24 protein-coding genes are annotated in these 21,786 nt (G+C 39.5%); 23 read left to right on the top strand and 1 reads right to left on the bottom strand.

The window, feature by feature from the left end:
• The first annotated feature begins 1 nt into the window (after window position 1).
• Genes hyfE through ACHJH3_RS01080 form a run of 8 tightly spaced genes read left to right on the top strand, consistent with a single transcriptional unit; the run spans window position 2 to window position 6,863 of the window.
• A complete protein-coding gene (gene hyfE / locus ACHJH3_RS01045; protein WP_172201496.1) occupies window positions 2-646 on the top strand; it encodes a hydrogenase 4 membrane subunit in 645 nt (214 codons plus the stop codon).
• A gap of 2 nt (window positions 647-648) precedes the next feature.
• A complete protein-coding gene (locus ACHJH3_RS01050; protein WP_172201495.1) occupies window positions 649-2,124 on the top strand; it encodes a hydrogenase 4 subunit F in 1,476 nt (491 codons plus the stop codon).
• Between the two features lies 1 nt (window position 2,125).
• Window positions 2,126-3,862: a hydrogenase large subunit gene (locus tag ACHJH3_RS01055; RefSeq protein WP_169939882.1), complete on the top strand. Its 1,737-nt coding sequence runs from the start codon at window positions 2,126-2,128 to the stop codon at window positions 3,860-3,862.
• Window positions 3,859-4,398, top strand: a complete 540-nt coding sequence (locus ACHJH3_RS01060; RefSeq protein ID WP_169939884.1) for a formate hydrogenlyase complex iron-sulfur subunit — start codon at window positions 3,859-3,861, stop codon at window positions 4,396-4,398. The genes ACHJH3_RS01055 and ACHJH3_RS01060 overlap by 4 nt, the downstream gene beginning before the upstream one ends.
• The gene (locus tag ACHJH3_RS01065; RefSeq protein ID WP_169939886.1) at window positions 4,395-5,219 is read left to right on the top strand and encodes an NADH-quinone oxidoreductase subunit B family protein; all 825 of its coding nucleotides are present in this window, start codon (window positions 4,395-4,397) and stop codon (window positions 5,217-5,219) included. The genes ACHJH3_RS01060 and ACHJH3_RS01065 overlap by 4 nt, the downstream gene beginning before the upstream one ends.
• Window positions 5,216-5,560 (top strand): formate hydrogenlyase maturation HycH family protein, encoded by a 345-nt coding sequence (locus ACHJH3_RS01070; protein ID WP_172201493.1) that lies wholly within the window; start codon window positions 5,216-5,218, stop codon window positions 5,558-5,560. Before ACHJH3_RS01065 ends, ACHJH3_RS01070 begins: the two co-directional genes overlap by 4 nt.
• Entirely contained in the window at window positions 5,560-6,015 is a 456-nt protein-coding gene (locus ACHJH3_RS01075; RefSeq protein WP_169939890.1) for a hydrogenase 3 maturation endopeptidase HyCI, read from the top strand. The genes ACHJH3_RS01070 and ACHJH3_RS01075 overlap by 1 nt, the downstream gene beginning before the upstream one ends.
• Window positions 6,009-6,863, top strand: coding sequence for a formate/nitrite transporter family protein (locus ACHJH3_RS01080; protein ID WP_169939892.1), 855 nt, complete (start codon window positions 6,009-6,011; stop codon window positions 6,861-6,863). The genes ACHJH3_RS01075 and ACHJH3_RS01080 overlap by 7 nt, the downstream gene beginning before the upstream one ends.
• A gap of 116 nt (window positions 6,864-6,979) precedes the next feature.
• On the opposite strand, the gene ACHJH3_RS01085 is transcribed toward ACHJH3_RS01080, so the two are convergent.
• On the bottom strand, window positions 6,980-7,618 hold the full coding sequence (locus ACHJH3_RS01085) for a Crp/Fnr family transcriptional regulator (RefSeq protein ID WP_407063213.1): 639 nt from the start codon (window positions 7,616-7,618) through the stop codon (window positions 6,980-6,982).
• Window positions 7,619-8,023: 405 nt separating this feature from the next.
• On the opposite strand from ACHJH3_RS01085, the gene ACHJH3_RS01090 reads away from it, so the two are divergent.
• The 15 genes from ACHJH3_RS01090 to ACHJH3_RS01160 all read left to right on the top strand — a co-directional run bounded on the left by ACHJH3_RS01090 (window position 8,024) and on the right by ACHJH3_RS01160 (window position 21,783).
• The gene (locus ACHJH3_RS01090; protein WP_407063214.1) at window positions 8,024-10,267 is read left to right on the top strand and encodes a molybdopterin oxidoreductase family protein; all 2,244 of its coding nucleotides are present in this window, start codon (window positions 8,024-8,026) and stop codon (window positions 10,265-10,267) included.
• Window positions 10,268-10,369: 102 nt separating this feature from the next.
• Window positions 10,370-10,978, top strand: a complete 609-nt coding sequence (gene ribE / locus ACHJH3_RS01095) for a riboflavin synthase (RefSeq protein ID WP_407063215.1) — start codon at window positions 10,370-10,372, stop codon at window positions 10,976-10,978.
• Between the two features lie 8 nt (window positions 10,979-10,986).
• A complete protein-coding gene (gene pgeF / locus ACHJH3_RS01100; RefSeq protein WP_407063372.1) occupies window positions 10,987-11,697 on the top strand; it encodes a peptidoglycan editing factor PgeF in 711 nt (236 codons plus the stop codon).
• Between the two features lie 228 nt (window positions 11,698-11,925).
• Window positions 11,926-12,681: a DUF4198 domain-containing protein gene (locus ACHJH3_RS01105; RefSeq protein WP_407063216.1), complete on the top strand. Its 756-nt coding sequence runs from the start codon at window positions 11,926-11,928 to the stop codon at window positions 12,679-12,681.
• Between the two features lie 103 nt (window positions 12,682-12,784).
• Window positions 12,785-13,000, top strand: a complete 216-nt coding sequence (locus tag ACHJH3_RS01110; RefSeq protein WP_169939904.1) for an acetyltransferase — start codon at window positions 12,785-12,787, stop codon at window positions 12,998-13,000.
• 4 nt (window positions 13,001-13,004) lie between these two features.
• Window positions 13,005-13,610 (top strand): tetratricopeptide repeat protein, encoded by a 606-nt coding sequence (locus ACHJH3_RS01115; protein WP_407063217.1) that lies wholly within the window; start codon window positions 13,005-13,007, stop codon window positions 13,608-13,610.
• A gap of 74 nt (window positions 13,611-13,684) precedes the next feature.
• Window positions 13,685-14,407, top strand: a complete 723-nt coding sequence (locus ACHJH3_RS01120) for a tetratricopeptide repeat protein (RefSeq protein ID WP_407063218.1) — start codon at window positions 13,685-13,687, stop codon at window positions 14,405-14,407.
• Between the two features lie 79 nt (window positions 14,408-14,486).
• On the top strand, window positions 14,487-15,626 hold the full coding sequence (iadA, locus tag ACHJH3_RS01125; protein ID WP_407063219.1) for a beta-aspartyl-peptidase: 1,140 nt from the start codon (window positions 14,487-14,489) through the stop codon (window positions 15,624-15,626).
• A 289-nt stretch (window positions 15,627-15,915) separates the two neighbouring features.
• Window positions 15,916-16,710, top strand: coding sequence for a 30S ribosomal protein S2 (gene rpsB, locus ACHJH3_RS01130; protein ID WP_169939912.1), 795 nt, complete (start codon window positions 15,916-15,918; stop codon window positions 16,708-16,710).
• Window positions 16,710-17,774, top strand: coding sequence for a translation elongation factor Ts (tsf, locus tag ACHJH3_RS01135; RefSeq protein WP_407063220.1), 1,065 nt, complete (start codon window positions 16,710-16,712; stop codon window positions 17,772-17,774). Before rpsB ends, tsf begins: the two co-directional genes overlap by 1 nt.
• Before the next feature lie 2 nt (window positions 17,775-17,776).
• Window positions 17,777-18,424: an ABC transporter ATP-binding protein gene (locus ACHJH3_RS01140; protein ID WP_407063221.1), complete on the top strand. Its 648-nt coding sequence runs from the start codon at window positions 17,777-17,779 to the stop codon at window positions 18,422-18,424.
• A 326-nt stretch (window positions 18,425-18,750) separates the two neighbouring features.
• Window positions 18,751-19,521, top strand: a complete 771-nt coding sequence (gene fliR / locus ACHJH3_RS01145; protein WP_407063222.1) for a flagellar biosynthetic protein FliR — start codon at window positions 18,751-18,753, stop codon at window positions 19,519-19,521.
• A gap of 55 nt (window positions 19,522-19,576) precedes the next feature.
• Window positions 19,577-20,902, top strand: a complete 1,326-nt coding sequence (locus ACHJH3_RS01150) for a hypothetical protein (protein ID WP_407063223.1) — start codon at window positions 19,577-19,579, stop codon at window positions 20,900-20,902.
• Between the two features lie 2 nt (window positions 20,903-20,904).
• On the top strand, window positions 20,905-21,516 hold the full coding sequence (gene gmk, locus ACHJH3_RS01155; protein WP_169939922.1) for a guanylate kinase: 612 nt from the start codon (window positions 20,905-20,907) through the stop codon (window positions 21,514-21,516).
• Window positions 21,517-21,555: 39 nt separating this feature from the next.
• Window positions 21,556-21,783, top strand: coding sequence for a Sec-independent protein translocase subunit TatA/TatB (locus tag ACHJH3_RS01160; protein WP_169939924.1), 228 nt, complete (start codon window positions 21,556-21,558; stop codon window positions 21,781-21,783).
• The last annotated feature ends 3 nt before the right edge of the window (window positions 21,784-21,786 follow it).

Raw genomic sequence — 21,786 nt, forward strand, 5'->3', positions numbered from 1 at the left:
GATGCAAACTCTAGATATTTTAGCAATATGTATGATAGTAACATCTTTGGCTGTCTTCGGACTTAGAAATTTAAAAGCCTCGGTGGGCGTTTATGCAATCCAAACTTTGATATTAGTTAGCATCTTTTTCATGCTATCTTCTAAATTTAACGCTCCTCAGCTCTCAACTTGGGCGATAGTGGCATTTTTTACCAAGGTTTTATTTGTGCCTGCTATTTTGTTTTGGCTAATTAAAAAGCTTGGAGTCGTATCTGAAGACGAGCCTGTAGCAGGGTTTTTCGTAAGTCCCGTTATAGCAATGGGTTTTAGTCTGGCGTGTTCTATGAGCATAAATCCTATCTTTTTGGAATTTTCGCTTATAAAAGATCAGATTATGCTACTGGCTGCCGTATGCGTATTTATGATGGGAATTTTCGGTTTTATGCTTAGAAATTCTTTCGTAAAACAAATTTTAGCTTACTGCCTTTTTGAAAACGGCATACATCTAAGCTTGGCTCTTATGGCTTACAACTCTCACGAGCTTGTCGAGCTTGGAATCTTAACCGACGCGATATTTGCAGTAATCATAATGAGTGTTCTGGCTATTAGATTTTACAAGGCTTACGATAGTCTTGATACGTCTAAAGCTACGAATTTAAGGGGTTAAAGATGGATAGTTTAATTTTGATATTAATTTTACCGCTTATAGGAGCTTTGGTTTTGTTCTTATCTCCTAAAAATTATACGCTTCTTAGCACGGAGCATGCCGCAATATCGGGCGCAACATCTTTTGCGCTGCTTTATAACGTCTGTAAAGTGCTTAGCGACGGTACGTTTTTTAGCTATGATGAGTTTTTGTTTCTTGACGGTCTTGGTTGCGTATTTTTGATACTTATTGCGGTAACCGGATTTTTAGTAAATTTATATTCCACCCAATATATGAAGTGGGAGCTTGAAGAGGGGCATATAAATTTAGAAGATCTTAGAAAATACTATGCGCTTTGCCATGTTTTCGTATTTACTATGACTTTAAGCGTTATTTGCAACAACATAGCCTTTATGTGGGCCGCTATCGAGGCTACAACGCTGGCTTCCGTTTTTTTGGTTGCTATCAACAAAGATCAAAAATCAACGGAGAGTGGCTATAAATACATAGTGCTTTGCTCTATCGGCTTAGCATTTGCTCTATATGCTACGGTTGTTTTATACTCTGCTACTTTCTCAAATGTAGGAAACGGCGAAGAGGCGATGCTTTGGACTACTATCATGAGTAATGCCAAGGAGTTAAATTCAGATGCCGCTAAATTGATATTTGTTTTGGCTCTTATCGGTTTTGGTACGAAAGCAGGTCTTGCTCCTACGCATACTTGGCTACCTGATGTTCATGCTCAAGGTCCTGCACCTATATCAGCGCTTCTTTCGGGCGTTCTTTTAAAATGCGCTATGCTTGCACTTTTAAGATACTACGCCGTTACCGCTAATGCTACGGGGTTTGAATTCGTGCAAGATATTATGCTGATTTCGGGCACTTTGACACTATTTATAGCGGGAATTTTCCTAGTTAGACAACACGACGTAAAAAGAATGTTTGCATACCACTCTATAGTTCATATGGGCGTTATAGCTTTTGCTTTGGGTATCGGAGGAGAACTTGGAATTTTTGCTGCGATCTTTCACTGCTTGGCTCATAGCTTTACAAAAGCGCTTGCGTTTTGTTCTACCGGAAATATAGCAAGAATTTACGGACACAAAGACATGAGCAAGATGGGCGGCATGATAAAGATAGCGCCTATTACTACGATAATGTTTGGCGCAGCGGTTTGCTCTTTGGTTGGAGTGCCTGCTTTTGCGATATTTGTTAGCGAATTTTTAGTTTTTAAAGGCGCGATAGTTACGGGTCAGTATTTCGCAGTTGCGCTATTTGCAATAGCCCTTGCCATCATCTTTATAGCCGACTTTTCGCACTTTAATATGGCAAGCTTTGGTGAGCCAAAAGGAGTGATCGTTCACAATAAAGAGATGAGTATGTTTGAAAATTTACCGCTTATCGGACTTTGTGCGCTTATTATCATCTTTGGCGTTTGGCATGTGGATAGCTTTTTCGTCTTGGTTGAAAGCGGCGTTAAAATAATAATGGGAGCTTAAGATGCGTGGAGATAAATTTATAGAAATTTTAAAAACTAAGGTCAAAATCCTTGAAGTAACAAGACAAGCCGAGGATCAGATCACTGTTTTGGTTGATAGAAACGATCTTCCGCTTGCGGTAAAAACGCTTTATTATGATATAGGCGGATTTATTTCTACTATGATACCAAATGACGAAAGAGCCATAAACGGAAATTTCGCGCTTTATTACGCTATTTCTATGGAGGGCTCAAAGATGACCGAGGCTGATGATTTTGCACCTGAGGATAAGTGCTTTATCACCGTTAAGACCTTAATCCCTGGAAATGACCCGACATTTCCATCGGTTACTCCTTTGGTTCCGGCTTGCGTTTGGTATGAGCGTGAGGCTTATGATATGTTCGGACTTATCGCAGAAGGACTTCCCGATAAGCGCAGGTTGGTTCTAAGCGATGATTGGCCCGATGGACTTCATCCGCTAAGAAAAGACGCTATGGACTATCGCTATAGACCAAATGCGGTAGCTCATCAAGACGAGCCGGAGGCGGAATTTTTATTTCCTAGCGGAGATAGCGTAGTGGATGTTCCGCTTGGACCTCTTCACGTAACAAGCGATGAGCCGGGTCACTTTAGGCTATTTTGTGACGGAGATGAGATAATAGATGCCGATTATCGCCTCTTTTATCAGCACAGAGGTATGGAAAAGCTCGCCGAAAACAGAATGAACTACGATCAAATGGGCTATCTTGCAGAACGCGTATGCGGAATTTGCGGATACGCTCACGCAATCGCTTGTATAGAAGCGGCAGAAAAGGCTATCCGTCTTGAAATTCCGCTTAGGGCTCAAGCTATTCGCGTGATATGCCTTGAGATAGAGCGTCTTCATAGCCATCTTTTAAATATCGGCTTAGCCTGCGAGGTTACGGGCAACTATAACGCATTTATGCATATCTTTAGAGTAAGGGAATACTCTATGGAACTAGCTCAACTTGTAACGGGAGGTCGCAAGACATACGGAAACGTCATAATGGGCGGTTTAAGACGCGATATGACAAATAATGAGATCAAAAAAGCTATCGAGATAATAAACAATCTTGACGTTCAGATAACTGAAATTTGGGATGCGGTCATGGATGATAAGCGTCAGATAGGGCGCTGGAAGGGTGTGGGCGTACTTGATAAACAAGTTGCCAGAGACTTTAGTCCCGTTGGTCCAAATATGAGAGGTTCGGGCTTTAAGCGAGATAATCGCTACGATCATCCTTACGATTTTTTTAATCAGCTTGAATTTGAAGTTGCTGTTGAGCACGGAGGAGATGTCTTTAGTAGGGAGGTCGTAAGATATAAAGAGCTAAAAAGCTCCATTCATATCATACGCCAATGCTTAGAGCTCATGCCTCAAACTCCTATTATGATAGATCCAAAAACCATGATCAAGCCTGAAAATTTCGCTCTTGGTCATGATGAAGCGCCTAGAGGCGAAAATGTGCATTGGATCATGCAAGGAAGCGCTCAAAAGGTATTTCGCTGGAGATGTAGAGCAGCAACTTATAACAACTGGCCAAGCCTTAGATATCAGTTTAGAGGTAACACGATAGCCGATGCCGCGCTTATAGTCTGTTCGCTTGATCCGTGCTATTCATGTACCGAGCGTGTAACATTAGTCGATGTAAGAAGCAAGAAATCTAAAATTTTAACAGAAAAAGACCTTAAAAAATTCTGCCAATCAGGCGGGGTCAGTAAAAAGGATCTAAGATGATGAAACTCTTTGACATAACCGAGAAATACGGAAAAGCGACATATGCTTATCCGTTTGAACCGTATAAAGTTCATGAAAATTTCCGTGGTCAGCCACACTATACTTATGATCTTTGTGTAGGCTGTGCGGCTTGTGGAGTCGCTTGTCCAAGCAATGCCATAGAGATAAAAATGAACGAGAGTCAAGACAAGCTTATATGGCAGTTTGATTGCGCTAGATGTATATTTTGCGGACGCTGTGATGAGGTTTGCCCGACAGGAGCGGTAAGACTAAGCGATAGCTTTGAGCTGGCGGTTAAATTTGATAAAACCGCACTTATTCAAAGAGGAGAGCTTGAGGTTGAAAAATGCAAATGTTGCGGGAAATCCTTTACTCCAAAAAGATTAATTAACTACAGCTACGAAAAGCTTGCCGGCGCAAATTTGCTTCCGGGAAGATTGCAGGAAGCAAAAGAGTATCTTTATATCTGTCCTGAATGCAAAAAAGCCCAAGCGGTTACAAGATTAACCAAGGGCACAGAGGAGGCGATAAAATGAGTTTATATCAAGTTCCTGAAAATATAAAAACGGCAAACGATCTAACCGCAAAGCTGGAGCATCTTAAAAATATAAAAAGAAGCTTTAGCGTTTATAGGATAGATTGCGGAAGTTGCAACGGTTGCGAGATAGAAATTTTTGCAGCTATTACTCCTATGTGGGATCCTGAGAGGTTTGGCTTTAAACTAGTGGCAAATCCTCGTCATGCGGATATATTGGTCTGCTCAGGACCTGTTACCAGACAGATGTATTATCCTCTTCTTCGTGCTTATGAAGCGGCACCCGATCCGAAGATAGTCGTGGCTTTTGGTGCGTGCGGAAGTAGCGGCGGTATATTTTATGACGCTTATAGCGTTTGGGGAGGAATTGACAAGATAATCCCCGTGGATGTGTATATCCCCGGTTGTCCGCCACATCCTGCAAGTGTGATTTACGGTCTTGGCATGGCTCTTGGCATAATCGATCAAAAGCTTCAAAGAAGAAGCTATGAGCAAGACAATACCTTGCCTCCGCCTGTTGAAAAGTCCGTTTTGGGCGATACTCTTTTTGAAAGAGATTTGCAAGCCGAGTCAAAGAGGCTAATGAGCTATATCTTTGGTAGAACTCTTTTTGAAAAATATATGAGCGCTATTAAAACATCAACCGATGCAAAAAACCCAAAAGCGAGCAAAGAAGCCATCCTTGAAGCCATCAAGCATGAAGACGACCCAAGGTACGCTGAGTGCATGGCGCTGCTTCATAATGATGTTTATCTAAAATACGCAAAAGCGGATAGCGAATTTTCAATAGATGTTCAAAAAGAAATTTGGGATAAAAGATGATACAAATTTACAAACTCACAAAACGCCATATGGATGAAAACGAGAAGATGCCAAGAGAGCTTAAGGATATCAAAATTTTCTCCACATGCGTTGGTCATGGAGTCGGGACTATTGATTTCAGTGAGAAAATTTTAGAGCTTAGCGATGATGAATTTGAAGAAATTCTAAGCAATTCGGGCGAATATGTGAAATTCAAAATCGGAAATTTAAGCAAGTATTTTGAAGTTGAAATTTTCCCTGAGCATGCAGCTAGGCTTATCCCGCAGCTAGCAGAGGGTAAATTTAAAGAAATTTTACTTAATCTAAAAGAGGGATATCTTGTGCTTAGAAAGGATTTTTGATGAAAAAGGCTATTCTTTGTATAGGAAATCCGCTTCGCGGGGATGATGATGTGGGTAATGAGGTAGGACGAATAGTTGAAGAGAATTTAAAAGAGTGGAGGGTATTTTACGGGCAAGATGTGCCTGAGGACGAATTTGGTGCGATTAGAGAATTTGCGCCTGAAATTTTGATTGTCGTTGATGCGATGAGCGGCTTTAGCGAAGGCAAGATCGAGTTTTTTGATCTAAGCGACGAAAAGGACTATATCTATTCAACCCATAATTTGCCAACTCCCGTTCTTTTGAGTTATCTTCGTAAAATTTGTCCAAAAACGCTTTTTTTAGGCATTAGCGTGCTTCTTGAAAACGTCCTTGATTTTAAAGAGGGGATGAGCGAGACAGCTAAACAAAGCGCTAAAAAAGCTTATGAAAAAATTTTACAAATTGATTTGAATTTAAAGGAGACAGCATGTTAAATCCTGCGCAAACGGCTCAAGCCATATCAGGCTCAATGGAACACAAGGCTCACACTCCGCTCATAAGCGTCATATTTTTAGCTATTATGGCAGGAGCCGCGATAGCTATGGGCGATATATTTTGGGCTCATTCTACTGTCGGTATGGCTGAAAAGCAGTCAATCGGCATGGCAAATTTCATAGGCGGCATAACTTTTAGTTGCGGTCTTATGATGGTTGTTTTTTACGGAGGTCATCTTTTTACAAGTTCGGTTCTATCGGGAGTTAGCGCCTATGAGGGCAAGGTTAAGCCAAGTCAGGCGGTATTTTATTGGGCGGTTGTCTGGCTTTGTAATTTTGCGGGCGGAGCGCTGATTGCTTATATGTATTACTATTCGGGATTGCCTTTGAAATTTGACGGATATATCTTGCAACACTTTGTTCCTGCGGGCGTAGGCAAGGTAACCGCGCCTTTTCACGAGCTTTTTATAAGGGGCATTTTTTGTAACGTCTTTGTTTGTATGTCTATATGGACTGCAACATCAGAAAGTAATTTAGCGGGCAAATTTTTTGCCATTATGTGGATGATAGGCGCATTTGTGGCTTGTTCTATGGAGCACTGCGTGGCAAATATGTTTATCATAACAGAAGCGCTTATAGCCAAGGCTCACTATCTGGCTCAAGTAGGCGGAGATATGAGCGAGCTAGCCCATATGCTGCATACTAGCGTGGCCGGATTAAACGAGTTAAATTGGACAAATTTCTTGGTTAAAAATTTAGTTCCCGTAACTCTTGGAAATATCGTAGGAGGACTATTTTTCGTAGGACTTGTAGGATTTATGGCAAATAAATTTGATATGAAGGATTGATATTTGTTTGCTATTTTAAAATTTAGCTGCGAATTTAGGCTTTTTGGTTTTATCAAGAGGCCTAAATTCTCTTAGCCCGCTTTAAATTTTAGATATCTGAAATTAGCTTTTAAAAATCAGTTTGTGTAGCTTTGTAATCTTTCATAATCTATAATCAAAAATTCGTGCGGAGTTATCTTTCTGATGACGTCTTCTTTGATCAGTTCGTTAAATGCCGTTGATGCACTTTGTCTTTTAAGCCCGACAAACGAAGATAAAATTTTAACCGAAAAAGGCAAAAACACATATCTATATCCGTTTTGTTTGAGATCTTGTTCGTTTGCAAGCTCTATCAAAAAGCTTGATATGCGACCTTTTGCATCTTCAAACAATATCGATTTTATTATCTGTCTTTGCAGTAAAGTTATGTTTAGCATTGTCTGATAAAGACCTTTTGTAAATTCGTGATTTTGCAGCATCTCTTCTATATTTTGAGTTTCTATGGAGTAAATTTCGCTATCTTCTAAAATTTCAATAGCGCAGGTTTCATCAAGTATGGTGATGTTGTTTTTTTGTAAGTGATATATGATAAATTCTTCTCCGTCTTCAAAAAACGATAACTTTGCAGATCCGCTTTTAAAGATTATGATTTTTATGAAATCGCTATAAAGGATGCAGCCTTTTTCTAGGGTTTCGTGTTTAAATTTAGATAGCTCGGCCTTGCTTAGTATATCCATGGTTTGTGTTTCTAATAGGCCTAAACGAGATGTTTTCACTTTTTTCTCTGTTTGTAATAAATTTTTGTATTTTATCTTAATCAGATAAAACGCTTTATTAATCAAAACAGATTATCTGAAATATTCTTATTAATCAATATAAATATAAAATATAAAAGTTAATATATAAACTTAAGTAAATAGATTCTTTTTATATTTTAAAATTTTAAAGATACAACAAAATATTTAAAACATATACTGATATCTTATGTTTAAATATATCTAAACACTAAGTTAATTAAATACTAATATGTCGTAAAATAAAGCAATATATAATATGCAAATTTAGCATATTACTTAAAATTTTTTTAAATAAAATAATTAATTTTAAAATTAAATTTATTTTTTTAGGAGTATAATATTTTTCGTATATAAATTTAATAATTTTAGAAAGGGGGAGTGAATATGCAAACCATTGTAAAAACCACCTGTCCATATTGCGGCACGGGTTGCGGTATTGATCTGATCGTTGAAAACGGCAGAATCACAGGTGCAAAGCCGACTGAAAAGCATCATGTAAATGACGGCGAACTTTGCTTAAAAGGTATGTTTGGCTGGGAGTTTGTAAATTCTCCAAAACGCTTAACGAAGCCTATGATCCGTAAAAGAAACGGGGTTTACGATAAGCACGGTGAGCTTGAAGAGGTAAGCTTTGACGAGGCTTATGAATTTATCGCCGATAAATTTAAGAGCACGGTTGAAAAATACGGCCCAAATTCGATCATGGGCTTTAGTTCCGCTCGCTCAAACAACGAAGATAACTATGTCTTTCAAAAATTCTTTCGCGCTCAAGGAAGCAACAACGTAGATCACTGCGCTCGTCTTTGACACGCTCCGACTGTGGCAGGTCTTGCCAGTACACTTGGAAACGGAACAATGACAAACGATTTAGTTGAATTTGCTACCGATACCGATGTGTTTTTGCTAATAGGCACGAACACGAGCGAGTGCCATCCGATCATAGCCATGCAGATGCAAAGAGGCTTGGAGCGCGGCGCTAAAATGATAGTAATTGATCCAAAACGCACCGATATGGCAAAAAAAGCCGATATATACATGCAAATTCCGATCGGGTCAAATATAAAAACGCTAAATACGATGATAAATTTAATCATAAATGAAAATTTGTGCGATGATGAATTTATCAAAAACTATACTCACGGTTTTGAGTATTTAAAAGAAGCGGTTAAGGACTTCACGCCGGAGCGATACGAGGCTGAAACGGGAGTTAAAAAAGAGCTTATTATAGAGGCTGCCAGAATGTATGCCAAAGCCGATGCGGCAGCAATTTGCTACACTATGGGCATTACTCAGTTTACCGACGGCACATCAAATGTATTTTCTTTATCAAATTTGGCTCTTATAACAGGAAATTTAGGCAAAAAAGGCGCAGGAGTAAATCCGCTTCGCGGGCAAAATAACGTTCAGGGAGCTTGTGATATGGGTGCACTTCCAAACGTCATCCCAGCAGGTGCCGTAAACAGCGAGTATGCACAAGAGCAAGCGCGCAAAATTTGGCATTTTGAGCTAAACCCAACTCCTGGAATTAAGCTAACGCAAGCTCCTGAAAAGATGGATAGCGGCGAGCTTAAGCTGCTTTATGTATTTGGTGAAAATCCTGTGATGAGCGACCCTTGGACGGAGCACTTTGTGCATGCCGTTCATCATCTTGACTGCTTTATCGTGCAGGATTTGTTCCTAACCGAAAGCGCTCAAAAAGCCGATGTGGTCTTGCCAGCAGCAGGTTGGGGCGAAAAAGACGGAACGTTTATCAACACCTCTCGCAGGGTTCAGCGAACAAGAAAAGCAAGCGAGCCTGTAAGCGGAGTTGAGCCTGACTGGAAGGTGGTTTGCAATATCGCTAATCGCATGGGGCTTGAGGGCTTTAAATTTAACGACGCGGAGCAAATTTGGAATGAACTGCGCGAGCTTATGCCTAAATTCTTTGGCGGTATAAGCTACTATAGGCTTGAAAAACTCGGCGGTATAAGCTGGCCTTGTCCTGATGAGGAGCATGCGGGAACGCCTGATCTTTACACTGATAAAAAATCCATGCTTCCTGACGGAAAATTTCGCCTTGTGCCGGTGCTTTACGTAGATGATAAAGCAAGTCGCGCAAAGGCTGAAGCGGAATTTAGACAAAAATTTGATATCCCTAGCGATTATCCGGTGGGAAGCGGCGCGCTTAGCGAAATTCCGGATGAGATTTATCCTTGTCTTTTCACCACGGGAAGAAAGGTATATCACTATCATACGGGAACTATGACTAGAGAGTGCCCTGCGCTTGAGTATGGAGCGGGCATGGAAGGCGCGCTTATAGAAGTAAGCCCCGATATAGCCAGAGAGCGCGAGCTTGATGAAGGATGTTACGCTCTTGTAGAGAACAAACGAGGCAAGATAGCAGCAAAACTTCGCATAAATCCCGATCTGAAAGAGGGAACTATATTTACGACGTTTCATTATAGCGAGGCGGATGGAAACGAGCTTGCAAACGCAGATGATCCGGATCCGCTATCAGGTATCACTCCGCTTAAAATGACGATAGCAAATATCAAAAGATTAAGCGAGAGCGAATTTATTGATTTCAGAGAGAAAAACGAGATGAGTATGCACTCTGAAACCCCTTATTTATCGGTTAGACGATATTAAATTCTTAGGCTCTAAATTTTAGAGCCTACTTCTTATCTTTTGTAAATAAGCTTGCTGTGAGTAGAAATTTAGTAAAATTTTTAAAAATTTAAAGGCTAAATTATGTTTAACGGACTTATTCGCGAGATAGCCGAGGTTGTTAGCTACTCTCAAAACAAGCTTAGACTAAAGGCGAAACATAGACCAAATTTAGGCGATAGTATCGCGGTAAACGGCGCTTGTTTAAGCGTTATAGAGCTTTTTAATGACGGCTTTAGCGTGGAGCTAAGTGCGGAAACCAGAGCCGTTATAGCGACTGAAAATTTAAAAGGGCGGGTTCATATGGAGCCTGCTATGAGGCTTAGCGATAGAGTGGACGGGCATTTAGTACAAGGTCATATCGATGCGCTAGGCGAAATTTCAAAGATAGTTAGGCATGAAAACGGAGTGGATTTTTATATAAATTTACCGCAAGATATCATGCGCTTAATGGCAAACAAGGGCAGTATCTGCGTGGATGGGGTAAGCCTTACGATAAACGAGGTTACGCCAAACGGAGTGCGCCTAACGATCATTCCTATAACGTTTCGCGAGAGCCTTTTTAGCGAGTTTAAAATAGGCCGAAGAGTAAATATCGAAAGCGATCTTTTAGCGCGCTACGTGGCTCACCAGCTTGGCTTTAAAAAGCAGATGAGTTGGGAAGATATAGATCATATCGCAAGTCTTTATTAAGAGTCTTTATGCAAGATGTCGGTGTAAATTTAGTATTTGATGATGAGCGTTTTTGTGGCGGATTTACTAGCAAATTTGGCGGAGTGAGCGTAGGGGATTATGAAGGCTTAAATTTAGGTGATCATGTAGGAGACGAGCCTAAAAATGTATCTAAAAATCGGGAAATTTTAGCGAATTTGCTTGGTGTGGAGATAGAAAATCTAAAATTCATGCATCAAATTCACTCAAACCGAGTAGAAATAATTAGAAATTTAGATGATGAAATACTTCCTTGCGACGGCATAATCACAAATTTAAAAGGCGTTGTGCTTTGCGTTTTGGTTGCTGACTGCTCGCCTATTTTGATTGTGGATGAGGTGCGTGAGGTTGTGGCTGCTATCCATGCGGGAAGAGCGGGAACCGTAGGTAAGATTTGCACCAATACCGTAAATTTAATGAAGCGCGAATTTGGGTGCAGCGAGCAAAATTTAAGCGTTTTTGTTGGACCAAATATCAAAGGCGGTTGCTATGATATAGGCGGGCTTGATCTTGGCGAGTTTAATAGATACAAAAACGATGGTAAATTTGATATAAACGCCGCTTTGGCTGATGAATTTAAGGAACTTGGCGTAAAGAGCGTAAAATTTGATGAAATTTGCACGCATTGCGATGAGAGGTATTTTTCCTATCGCAGAGAGCGAGTTACGGGAAGATTTGCGGGTTTTATTATGGCGAGATAGAGATTAAGCTTAGCTGTTTGATTGTTGATTTGATATTGGTGATTAAATTCTAATGCTGGAATTTGCCTAATTGTTAATAAACTTTGCAAAATAAGAAATTTAACTTTTTTATTTTATTTCTCATTTAAAATTATTATTTAATTTTTTAACTAAACAAAATTTGATTTTAATTATTAGTTGTGTTATACTCTGCTTGTCTAATCTTAAAAATTTCACAAGGAGATAGCAATGAAGAAGATATTAACTTCTTTAGTCGTAGCAGGTGCGTTAAGCGGTGCTTTTGCACATGATTTTTGGGTCGTAGGAAAAAATATGGATAAATTTAGCGCCGACATCGGTTACGGACATAGCTTCCCAAAACCTGAAGCGATAGCCGAGAAGAGATTAAGTCTTTTTGCTCCGCTATATATAGTGGATAAAAGCGGTGCCAAAACCGTTTTAAAGCAAGCTGGCGAAAACTATCATTATGAGGGTGAAAAGCTTCAAAAAGGAACTTACGTCCTAGCGGGCGATTATAAGCCTACTTTTTGGACAAAAGATAAAGACGGCAAGTGGCATATGGACGGCACTAGAGAAAATGTAAAGAATGTCGAGTCTTGCGGATACATAGGAAGGACCGCAAAAGATATCGTTGTAGAAGGCGGCGAGATAGATGAGTTTGTTTATAAGCCGATAGGTCAAATTGCCGAGATCGTGCCATTAAGCGATGTAACTAAGATTAAAGCCGGAGAGCCGTTTAAGGTTCAGTTTTTCGCTAACGGCAAGCCTGCTAAGGTCGCTAAAGTCACAGGCGCTATAGAGGGATTTCCTGAGGGTAAATATACGTTTTTAGGAACTACGGACTTAAAAGGAATGATTGAAGTAATAGCTATCAAAGAGGGCAAATGGCTTTTAGAGGCTACGTATAAAGCTCCTTATGCCGATGCTAATAAATGCGATGAAGAAACGCTTTCGGCAACTCTTGTAATTGACGTAAAAAAATAACTTTTCTCTTGATCGGACTAGCTCCGATCGCCTCTTTTTGCTTTGATAATTCAGTTTTGTTGTTTTATAATTTTATTTTTTAAAATACTTAAAGGACTGCATAATGGGATATGAAGCATTTGCGCCTAAGGATTTAAGAGTAGTAAAAATAATTCAAAACGCCAAGAAATTTGGAGTGGAAAGACTTCAAAACGAAGCTTTGGTAAAGGAATTCTTAAATCGCGAGCAAATTTCATTAAGCGAAGATGAGCGCGAAAATATAAGACAAATTTTTATAAATTTGATGAAGATTGAAGAGGAAGTGCAATTAAGCGGGTGAGATCATGAAAAAGATAGCTTTGATTGTTTTGTTGGCCTTTACTCTTTTTGGCGCGCAGTTGCAAGAAGCGCAAAGACTCTTTCGCATAGGAGATGAAAAAGCCGCGATAGAAATTCTAACAAAGTCTTGCGATAGCGGGCTTTTAGACTCTTGTATTATGCTTGGTAATTTTTACTTTTCAAACGACAAACGCAAATTTGAGTATGAAAAGGCGGTTGATCTCTACGCAAAAGCATGCGATGGCGGAAATTTGCTTGGTTGTGACAGACTTGCGGGCGCTTATTATGAGGGCAGAGGGGTTAAGCAAGACTTCGCGTTTGCTGCGAAATTTGCCATGCAAGCTTGTGATGGCGAGATCTCGTATAGCTGCATAGTCTTAGCGAATTTGCACTACTACGGAAACGGTGTCGTAAAAGATCATGCGCAGGCGCTTAAATTTTACGAGCGGGCATGTGAGCTTGAGACGGCTTCAAGTTGCGTTATGGCGGCAAAGATGCATGAAAAAGGCGAGGGTGCGCCAAAGGATATGCAAAAGTCGCTTCTTTATCACGACAAAGCTTGCATTCTTGGGGCTAAGCCAAGCTGTGACAAAGCTCAAAATCTAAAATAAACGATAAATTTAATCTCGCAAAAAGAGATGATTTGTTAATATCACGTCCTTAAAATTTCACACAAAGGACAAATTTGAAAAAGATTATCTGTATGATGGTTTGCGCGGGAGCGCTTTTTGCCTCGACTTTAAACAAAGCCGATGATGCTTATGTAGAGGGCAGATACGAAGAGGCGGCGAAGCTTTACGAGAAGGCTTGCGATGAGGGCGATATGCAGGGATGCTATAACCTTGGCGCCATGTATGAAAACGAAAGAGGTGTTAAATACGACATGCAAAAGGCGGTAAACCTCTATGAAAAAGCTTGCAACGGCGATAATGTCTATGGCTGTTATAATCTTGCTATGGTTTATAGCGATTTGAAAGATTACTCAAAAGCTGTTGCGCTTCTAACGAAAGCTTGCAGCGGCGAAGACGGCATGGCGTGCTTTAACTTGGGCGTGTTTAACTTCAAAGGCGAAGGTATAAAAGAAGATAAAAAAGTAGGCAACGAATTCTTTAAAAAAGCTTGCGAATACGGCACTCCTGAAGGTTGCTACGAGCTTGCGCGCTCTTATGTAAGAGGTCAAGGGATTGAGCTAAATTTCAAAAAAGCCGAAGAGTTTCACGCTAAAGCTTGCCGGATGCATCACGCAAGAGGCTGCTACAACGTGGGTGCGTTAAATACAAATCCGAAAGCCAAAGCTCACATGAATCAAGATAGAGATAAGGCTAAGGAGTTTTTTAAGCAAGGCTGCGATCTGGGTGATGAGCAAAGCTGTGAAAATTTAATGTTTATGGAGCTTGGAAAGCTTTGATTTAATTTTGCATAAAGGCTAAAATTTCTTTAAATTTGCTAAAATAAAAAATCTACATTTGAAATTTAAAGGAGTTAGCATGCTACTACTTAAAAATGCAAATTTATTTACCCCTGAGCATGTCGGAGATAGTGATGTGCTTGTGGGCGGAGGTAAAATTTTAGCTATCGGAAAAGGACTTGATTTCCGCTGTGAAAGCCTTGAAACTTACGATCTTAAAGGCAAAATTTTAGCTCCAGGGCTAATCGATCAGCACGTCCATATAACGGGTGGAGGAGGCGAAGCTGGATATCATTCAAGAACTCCTGAAATTAAGTTAAGCGAAATCGTAAAACACGGTATCACGACTGTCGTTGGAGTTTTAGGCACTGATGGCTGTACCAGAAGTCTTGAAAATCTTTACTCCAAAGCAAAAGCGCTTGAATTTGAGGGCATCTCGACATTTATCCATACAGGTTCATACGCTACGCCAACCGTTACTTTTACGGGAAGTATTACTAAAGACTTAGTGCTAATCGATAAAGTTAGAGGCGTTAAAATCGCAATGTCGGATAACAGAAGCAGTTATCCGACCGATGAAGAGCTCATCAAAATCCTAACTCAGATAAGAATAGGCGGCATGATATCCAAAAAGGGTGGCGTGATGCATATGCACATGGGCGGATTATCTAGCAAGCTTGATGCGGTGTTTAGGATACTAAAAGACTGCGAATTTCCTGTTCAGTACTTCTCTCCGACGCATTGTGCCAGGACAAAAGATCTCTTTGATGAGTGCTTGAAACTGCAAAAGATGGGCGGATTTTTTGATATCACAAGCGGCGGAAGCCAGTTTGCTCCGCTTCATGAGGTGATCGCTTACGGCATCGAAAAGGGCTTAAAGCTAGACATGATGACGATGAGCTCTGATGGCAACGGAAGCGTGCCTAAATTTGATGAAAACGGAGCTTTAGTTGGGTATGGATGTGCAAGTTGCAGTGCAAATTTAGACGTGCTAAGAGATGTGGTCAAAAACAAAATTTTAACTCGTACGCAGGCTTTTTCTTTGATGGGAAAAAATGTGGCTAAATTTTTGAATTTGGAAGGTAAAGGCTCTATAAAAGTCGGTTTTGATGCGGACTTTACAAGCTTTGATGAAGATATGGTAGTTCAAGATGTGATCGCAAAAGGCGAGTTTTGCGTGAAGGAAGAAAAGATAGTTAAAAAGGGATTTTTCGAGTGATTTTATTGCGACCGTGATAGTAAATTTGCGATTGTGTTTGAAATTTATAGGCTCTAGTTTAGTGTGCTGGAGCCTATAAATTTTGATAATTAAAATTTACTAATAATTTTGCTTTTAACCAAAGCCTATTCATAAAATTTAGCTTAATTTTATATTGCTTTCAGTATAATCCAAGCTTCAATTCACACACACCAATCCTAAAATTTGGTTGCGACAGGTGCAAATTTGTCGTTAATGGGTGTGGAGGAGAAACCTAAATTTCGCTCGATAGAGCACAAGGAGAACCGATATGGTAACAATGAGAGATTTGCTAGAGTGCGGCGTTCACTTCGGACACCAAACACGCAGATGGAACCCAAAGATGAAAAAATTCATTTTTGGCGAGAGAAAAGGTATCTACATTATAGATCTACAAAAAACTATCCGCTACTTCCGCTACACATACAACATCGTTCGTGACGCAGCTGCAGAGGGTAAAACTATCCTTTTTGTCGGAACAAAAAAACAAGCCGGTCAAACAGTTGGCGAATACGCTGAAAAATGCGGAATGCCATACGTAAATCACCGCTGGTTGGGCGGCATGATGACAAACTTCGGAACAATCCGCCAAAGCATACGCAAGCTTGAAGTTATCGAAGCTATGGAAGAGGATGGCTCAATCAATCTTCTAACCAAAAAAGAAGCTTTGATGCTAAGAAGAAAAAAAGAGAAGCTTGTAGCCTACCTTGGCGGAATTAGAAATATGAAAACTCCACCTGATATGATCTTTGTTATCGATACAGTTAAAGAAAAAATAGCAGTTCAAGAAGCTAACAGACTAAAAATCCCTGTAGTTGCTCCGATAGATACAAACTGCGATCCTGACGTAATTGATTATCCAATCCCTGGAAATGACGATGCTATCCGCTCGGTGCAACTTTTCTGCCAAGAGATGGCTGAGGCTATCATCGAAGGACGCTCACAACTTGAAAAAGACGGCGGCGTAGCCGAAGAGGGCAAAGAAGAGGTTACTCAAGATGAAAAAGACGCTGTGCTAGAAGAGGCATTTAGCGAAGAAGAATTTGAAGCGGAGGATGAAGAATAATGGAAATAACCGCACAAATGGTAAAAGAGCTCCGTGAAGCAACCGGAGCCGGAATGATGGATTGTAAAAAGGCTTTAGCCGAAGCTAACGGAGATATGGAAAAAGCCGTAGATATACTTCGCGAAAAAGGTCTTGGACAAGCCGCTAAAAAAGCCGACAGACTTGCAAGCGAGGGTCTTGTAACGGTTGAAGTATGTGAACACTGCAAGAAAGCAACTATTACGGAAATAAATTCAGAAACAGATTTTGTTGCTAAAAACGTTCAGTTTCAAAACCTTACAAAAGACACTACCGCTCATATCCAAGCAAACTCTATCTCTAGTGTAGAAAGCCTCAATGAGAGCGTTATAAACGGTGTTAAATTTGAAGATTATTTCAAGGGTCAAATCGCTACAATCGGCGAAAATTTGGTAGTAAGACGCTTTGAGACGGTTAAAGTTGATGAAAACGGCGTAGTAAACGGATATGTGCATTCAAACGGACGTGTTGGCGTTATCATCGCTGCAGCTTGCGATAGCGCTCAAACAGCTCAAAAAGCAGAGGATTTCATAAGAAATTTATGTATGCATGCAGCCGCTATGAAGCCAAGTGTGATAAGCTACAAAGATCTTGATAGAGAATTTGTGGAAAAAGAATTTATCGCTCTTAAAGCCGAGCTTGAAAAAGACAATGAAGAGCTAGTTCGTCTTGGCAAACCGCTTCACCACATTCCAAGTTACGCAAGTAGATTGCAACTTACCGATGATGTCGTAGCAAAAGCCGAAGACGCGATAAAAGAAGAGCTAAAAGCCGAAGGTAAGCCTGAGAAAATTTGGGATAAAATCATACCTGGTAAGATCGAAAGATTTTTTGCGGACAATACCGTACTAGATCAAAGACTTACTCTTTTAGGTCAATTTTACGTAATGGACGATAAGAAAACTGTTGAGCAGGTAATAACTGAAAAGAGCAAAGAGCTTGGCGGTAAAATCGAGATCGTAAAGTACGTTAGATTTGAGCTTGGCGAAGGCTTAGAGAAGAAAAACGAAGATTTTGCGGCGGAAGTTGCGGCGCAAATGGCTTAAAAATGGAAATTTTAAAGGGCGTAAATCTTAGCTTTGCGTATGATTATACGCTCTTTGAAAATGTCAATATATCTTTAAATTCCCGCCAAAGCTCGGCTATTTTAGGCGTAAGCGGATGCGGGAAATCAACTATACTTCATATACTTTCAACACTGCTTAAGCCTAAAACGGGCGAGGTTATTTATAAAGGCAAGTCGCTTTATGATCTCTCTTTAAACGAGCTTTTGCAAATTCGTAGACTTGATTTCGGAATTATTTTTCAAGCGCACTATCTGTTTAAAGGCTTTAACGCAAGGGAAAATATCGAACTTGCAGGAATTTTATCGAGTCAAAATATAGATGAAAATATCCTCGAAAATTTAAAAATCAAAGATATTTTAAATCAAAAAGTAGGCGAATTGAGTGGAGGGCAGCAGCAGCGCGTGAGTATCGCTAGAGTGCTATGTAAAAAGCCAAAAATAATATTTGCCGACGAGCCTACCGGAAATTTGGACAAACAAACTGCAAATGACGTAATGCAAACTCTTTTTGAGTATATCAAAGCAAACGATGCGGCACTTGTGCTAGTAACTCATGATAATGATTTAGCCGCAAAGTGCGATAATCAATATAGGCTTGACAACAAAGAGTTGGCAAAAATTTCCATTTAGTATATTTTTTATCTATATATTGTTTTTTGCATATATAAGCCATAAACGCTCAAATTAAAATCAAAAGTCAAAGAGTAAGCCTATATTTCTTATTAATGTCGTAAATGCCTTTAATTTCGGTCTATTTTAGCGCTTAAACAAATAACTCGTAGTCTTACTTTAAGGTAGTTGCAAGCCTGAGACTATAAAAAACACTGCGATAAATAAAAGCCATAAAACAGTTTTTAGGCTCAAAATAGGGCTTAAATCTCTTGTTGCAAATTTAAAATTTCAAGCCAAAACAAAGTAAAATTTTGTAAAATAGATAAAAATTTTAAAAGAGCGGTATGGAGATAGTTCAATTTTTCGGCGCAGATAGAGTGATAACTTTTATGCTGTTATTTGCCAGATTAAGCGGGCTTATGGTGTTTTTCCCGTTTTTTGGACACTCTCAAATTCCAATTTCTGCAAAAACCGCTTTAACATTTTTTCTAACGATTTTTTTATTTCCCGTAGCAAGCGTTAAAAACGGCGAAATTTACTATCTTGCAGTTGAAATTTTAAGCGAACTTATGCTCGGACTTTGTGCAGGACTGCTTGTAACTATAGTATTTGGCATACTTCAGCTTGCCGGCGAGCAAATTTCTATGGTTATGGGATTTTCTATGGCTAGCGTGCTTGATCCTCAGACTGGTATAAACTCGCCCGTGATGTCAAATATCATAAATTTTCTTGCCTTGATGACATTCTTGGCATTTGACGGACATCATCTTTTGTTGCTATTTTTCGCAAATTCACTCACCCATATCCCGCTTGGCGAATTTTACCCAAGCGCAAATATAGTCCACTACACTTCAAAATCCATGATAAATCTCTTTATGTTTGGTTTTATCATGTCGTTTCCTATCCTTGCGCTTTCTTTGCTGTCTGATCTTATCTTTGGGATGCTTATGAAAACCATGCCGCAGTTTAACCTGTTAGTCGTAGGCTATCCTATCAAAATCGTTATAGGTTTTGTCGTGCTTATAGCTATTTTAACGGGTATGATGGAGCTTTTTAGCGAGCTTATGCTTAGAGTGATAAACGACATGCCCTCTTTGTTTTTTAAACTAAGCTAAGAGTAATCAAAAATATCTTAAAATACCTTCTTAAGGTTTTTTCAAAGGAGTCTTCATGAAAGTCGCGCTTGTTAATAACAATCCCGCAGTTTCTCGCTTGGCTACGCTTAGTTTAAGCAAAATGGGTTGCGAATATGTCGAGGTTGCAAGTTTAGACATGCTTGATAGTGGACTTTTTGACGTGCTCATCATTGATAGCGACACTCAGATAGAGGATGTTGATTTAAAAAACCTTGCAGATAAAATTTTATACCTTGCTTCAAAGAACTCACCTGAATTTGCCGGTGCAGATAAAGTCTTATTTAAGCCTTTTTTGCCGACGGAATTCGTATCTGTGATGGAAAAATTAAGTCCAAAAGAAGAAGAGCCAAGTGAGATTGAAGAATTTAAAGATACTCAGGAATTCGTAGCGCCTCTTGAAGAGAGCGAATTTATAGATGAGTTTGACGATAAGATGTTTGACGATGATCTGTCTGAGATTGACGAGGTGCAGGATAAGGAATTTGCTCTTGATGATTTGGATTTGGGCGCTGAATTTGATAAAGATGGCTTTGATGAACCGAATTTAAAAGATGATGAACTAACTAAGCAGCTGAGCGAGCTTGTAAAATCAATTGATGATATGCCTAAAGAAGTTGCCGAGGATGAAAATTTAAATCAAGCAGAAGATGAAGCTATGCAGGCTGAAATGCTAGCTCGTGAAGAGGAGCTGTTAAAAGAATTTGACTTTAGTGATGAGTCTTTAGAGCAAGATGAAGAGGAAAAAGCAGAGTCTAAAGAGGAAAAATTCGACGAGTTAATGAGCGAGCTTACTTTGAGTGCGTATGATGAAGAGCTTGATGTGATAGAAAGCATTAAAAACGATATAGACGAGATAGAAAATTTAGACGCTAAATTTGAAGAAGAGCTGCAAGAAGAGTTTGAGCAGTTTAGTGTCAATGAAGAATCTTTAGATGAACCTACAAAAGAGGATATGCAAAATTTCGCTCAAAAGCTTGAGTTGCCTGATGAATTTGACAGTGAATTAGATGATGAAAAATTTGATACCGCAAACGAAGTGGAATTTGAGATAAAAGAGCAAGAAGAGTTCGTTGCAGCCAAAGATGAAGAGGCTTCTAGCAAAGCGGAAATTGAAGATTTTAAAATTTATCAATCTGACGGGTCGGATTATGAAAATATCGATCAGATAAGCGAAACCGAGATCAAGCGAGCTCTTGAAGAAGGCAACGAAGAAGCGGTGCAAATAAACCAAACGGATGTAAAAAACGAACTAACTCATAAAATCACCGAGCATATCGCTACTTCGCTAAGCGTAAGCTCTATAAAAGACGCACTAAAAGGCATGAATATAAAGATAAATATAACGTTTGAGGAAAAGTGAATTTGAAAGGACAAATTTTAATCATCAGCGGTCCAAGCGGAAGTGGTAAAAGCACTCTTTTAAACAGGCTTTTGGCCGAAGAGAGCAATTTATATTTTTCTATTTCATCTACCACCAGAAAGATAAGAGATGGTGAAAAAGATGGAGTGAATTATTACTATATAAGCGAAGATGAGTTTAAGAAGGGTATTGAAGAGGGAAGCTTTTTAGAATGGGCAAATGTGCATAAAAACTATTACGGAACTTCTCTAAAACCTGTTCTTGCGGCATTAAATGAAGGCAAAATAGTCGTGTTTGACGTTGATGTTCAGGGGTTTCATTTAACCAAAGAGAAATTTGCAAATTTAATCACTTCCGTTTTTATCACGACAACGGATAAAAAAGAGCTTAGACGTAGGCTTGAAGGCAGGGGAACCGATACTGCCGAAATGATAGAAAATCGCCTTATGAACGCAGCCGGCGAGATGGAGCACATCTTGGAGTATGACTATTTGCTTATTAATGATGATGTGGAAAAAAGTTATGAAAATTTAAGGGCTATTTTAAAATCAATGAAGCTAAAAAGTGCGAATATAAATTTACGCCAAACCATTAATAATTGGATAGATTGCTAAAATTTATGATAAGATTACGAAAAATTTAAAGGAGAGAAAATGGGTCCAAGCGTCCAACAACTACTTATAATACTTCTTATAGTCGTATTGCTATTTGGTGCAAAGAAGATACCTGAACTTGCAAAGGGACTTGGTAAGGGCATAAAAAGCTTTAAATCAGAGATGGAAAGTGACGATAAAAAAGCTGAAAATATAGAAAAAGTCGAAGAGAAGAAAGAAGATACGCTAACCGCTACTAAGGCTGACGAGACAACTAAGAACGCCTGAGGA

Source organism: Campylobacter canis, from assembly GCF_045504005.1.
Lineage (GTDB): Bacteria > Campylobacterota > Campylobacteria > Campylobacterales > Campylobacteraceae > Campylobacter_A > Campylobacter_A canis.

Coding starts and splice junctions, on each gene's coding strand:
- hyfE (WP_172201496.1), top strand. CDS start 2: ATGCAAACTCTAGATATTTTAGCAATATGTATGATAGTAACATCTTTG.
- ACHJH3_RS01115 (WP_407063217.1), top strand. CDS start 13,005: ATGAAAAAGATAGCTTTGATTGTTTTGTTGGCCTTTACTCTTTTTGGC.
- ACHJH3_RS01060 (WP_169939884.1), top strand. CDS start 3,859: ATGATGAAACTCTTTGACATAACCGAGAAATACGGAAAAGCGACATAT.
- ACHJH3_RS01150 (WP_407063223.1), top strand. CDS start 19,577: ATGAAAGTCGCGCTTGTTAATAACAATCCCGCAGTTTCTCGCTTGGCT.
- ACHJH3_RS01075 (WP_169939890.1), top strand. CDS start 5,560: ATGAAAAAGGCTATTCTTTGTATAGGAAATCCGCTTCGCGGGGATGAT.
- ACHJH3_RS01080 (WP_169939892.1), top strand. CDS start 6,009: ATGTTAAATCCTGCGCAAACGGCTCAAGCCATATCAGGCTCAATGGAA.
- ribE (WP_407063215.1), top strand. CDS start 10,370: ATGTTTAACGGACTTATTCGCGAGATAGCCGAGGTTGTTAGCTACTCT.
- rpsB (WP_169939912.1), top strand. CDS start 15,916: ATGGTAACAATGAGAGATTTGCTAGAGTGCGGCGTTCACTTCGGACAC.
- ACHJH3_RS01070 (WP_172201493.1), top strand. CDS start 5,216: ATGATACAAATTTACAAACTCACAAAACGCCATATGGATGAAAACGAG.
- tsf (WP_407063220.1), top strand. CDS start 16,710: ATGGAAATAACCGCACAAATGGTAAAAGAGCTCCGTGAAGCAACCGGA.
- ACHJH3_RS01055 (WP_169939882.1), top strand. CDS start 2,126: ATGCGTGGAGATAAATTTATAGAAATTTTAAAAACTAAGGTCAAAATC.
- ACHJH3_RS01160 (WP_169939924.1), top strand. CDS start 21,556: ATGGGTCCAAGCGTCCAACAACTACTTATAATACTTCTTATAGTCGTA.
- pgeF (WP_407063372.1), top strand. CDS start 10,987: ATGCAAGATGTCGGTGTAAATTTAGTATTTGATGATGAGCGTTTTTGT.
- ACHJH3_RS01110 (WP_169939904.1), top strand. CDS start 12,785: ATGGGATATGAAGCATTTGCGCCTAAGGATTTAAGAGTAGTAAAAATA.
- ACHJH3_RS01050 (WP_172201495.1), top strand. CDS start 649: ATGGATAGTTTAATTTTGATATTAATTTTACCGCTTATAGGAGCTTTG.
- ACHJH3_RS01105 (WP_407063216.1), top strand. CDS start 11,926: ATGAAGAAGATATTAACTTCTTTAGTCGTAGCAGGTGCGTTAAGCGGT.
- fliR (WP_407063222.1), top strand. CDS start 18,751: ATGGAGATAGTTCAATTTTTCGGCGCAGATAGAGTGATAACTTTTATG.
- ACHJH3_RS01140 (WP_407063221.1), top strand. CDS start 17,777: ATGGAAATTTTAAAGGGCGTAAATCTTAGCTTTGCGTATGATTATACG.
- ACHJH3_RS01065 (WP_169939886.1), top strand. CDS start 4,395: ATGAGTTTATATCAAGTTCCTGAAAATATAAAAACGGCAAACGATCTA.
- iadA (WP_407063219.1), top strand. CDS start 14,487: ATGCTACTACTTAAAAATGCAAATTTATTTACCCCTGAGCATGTCGGA.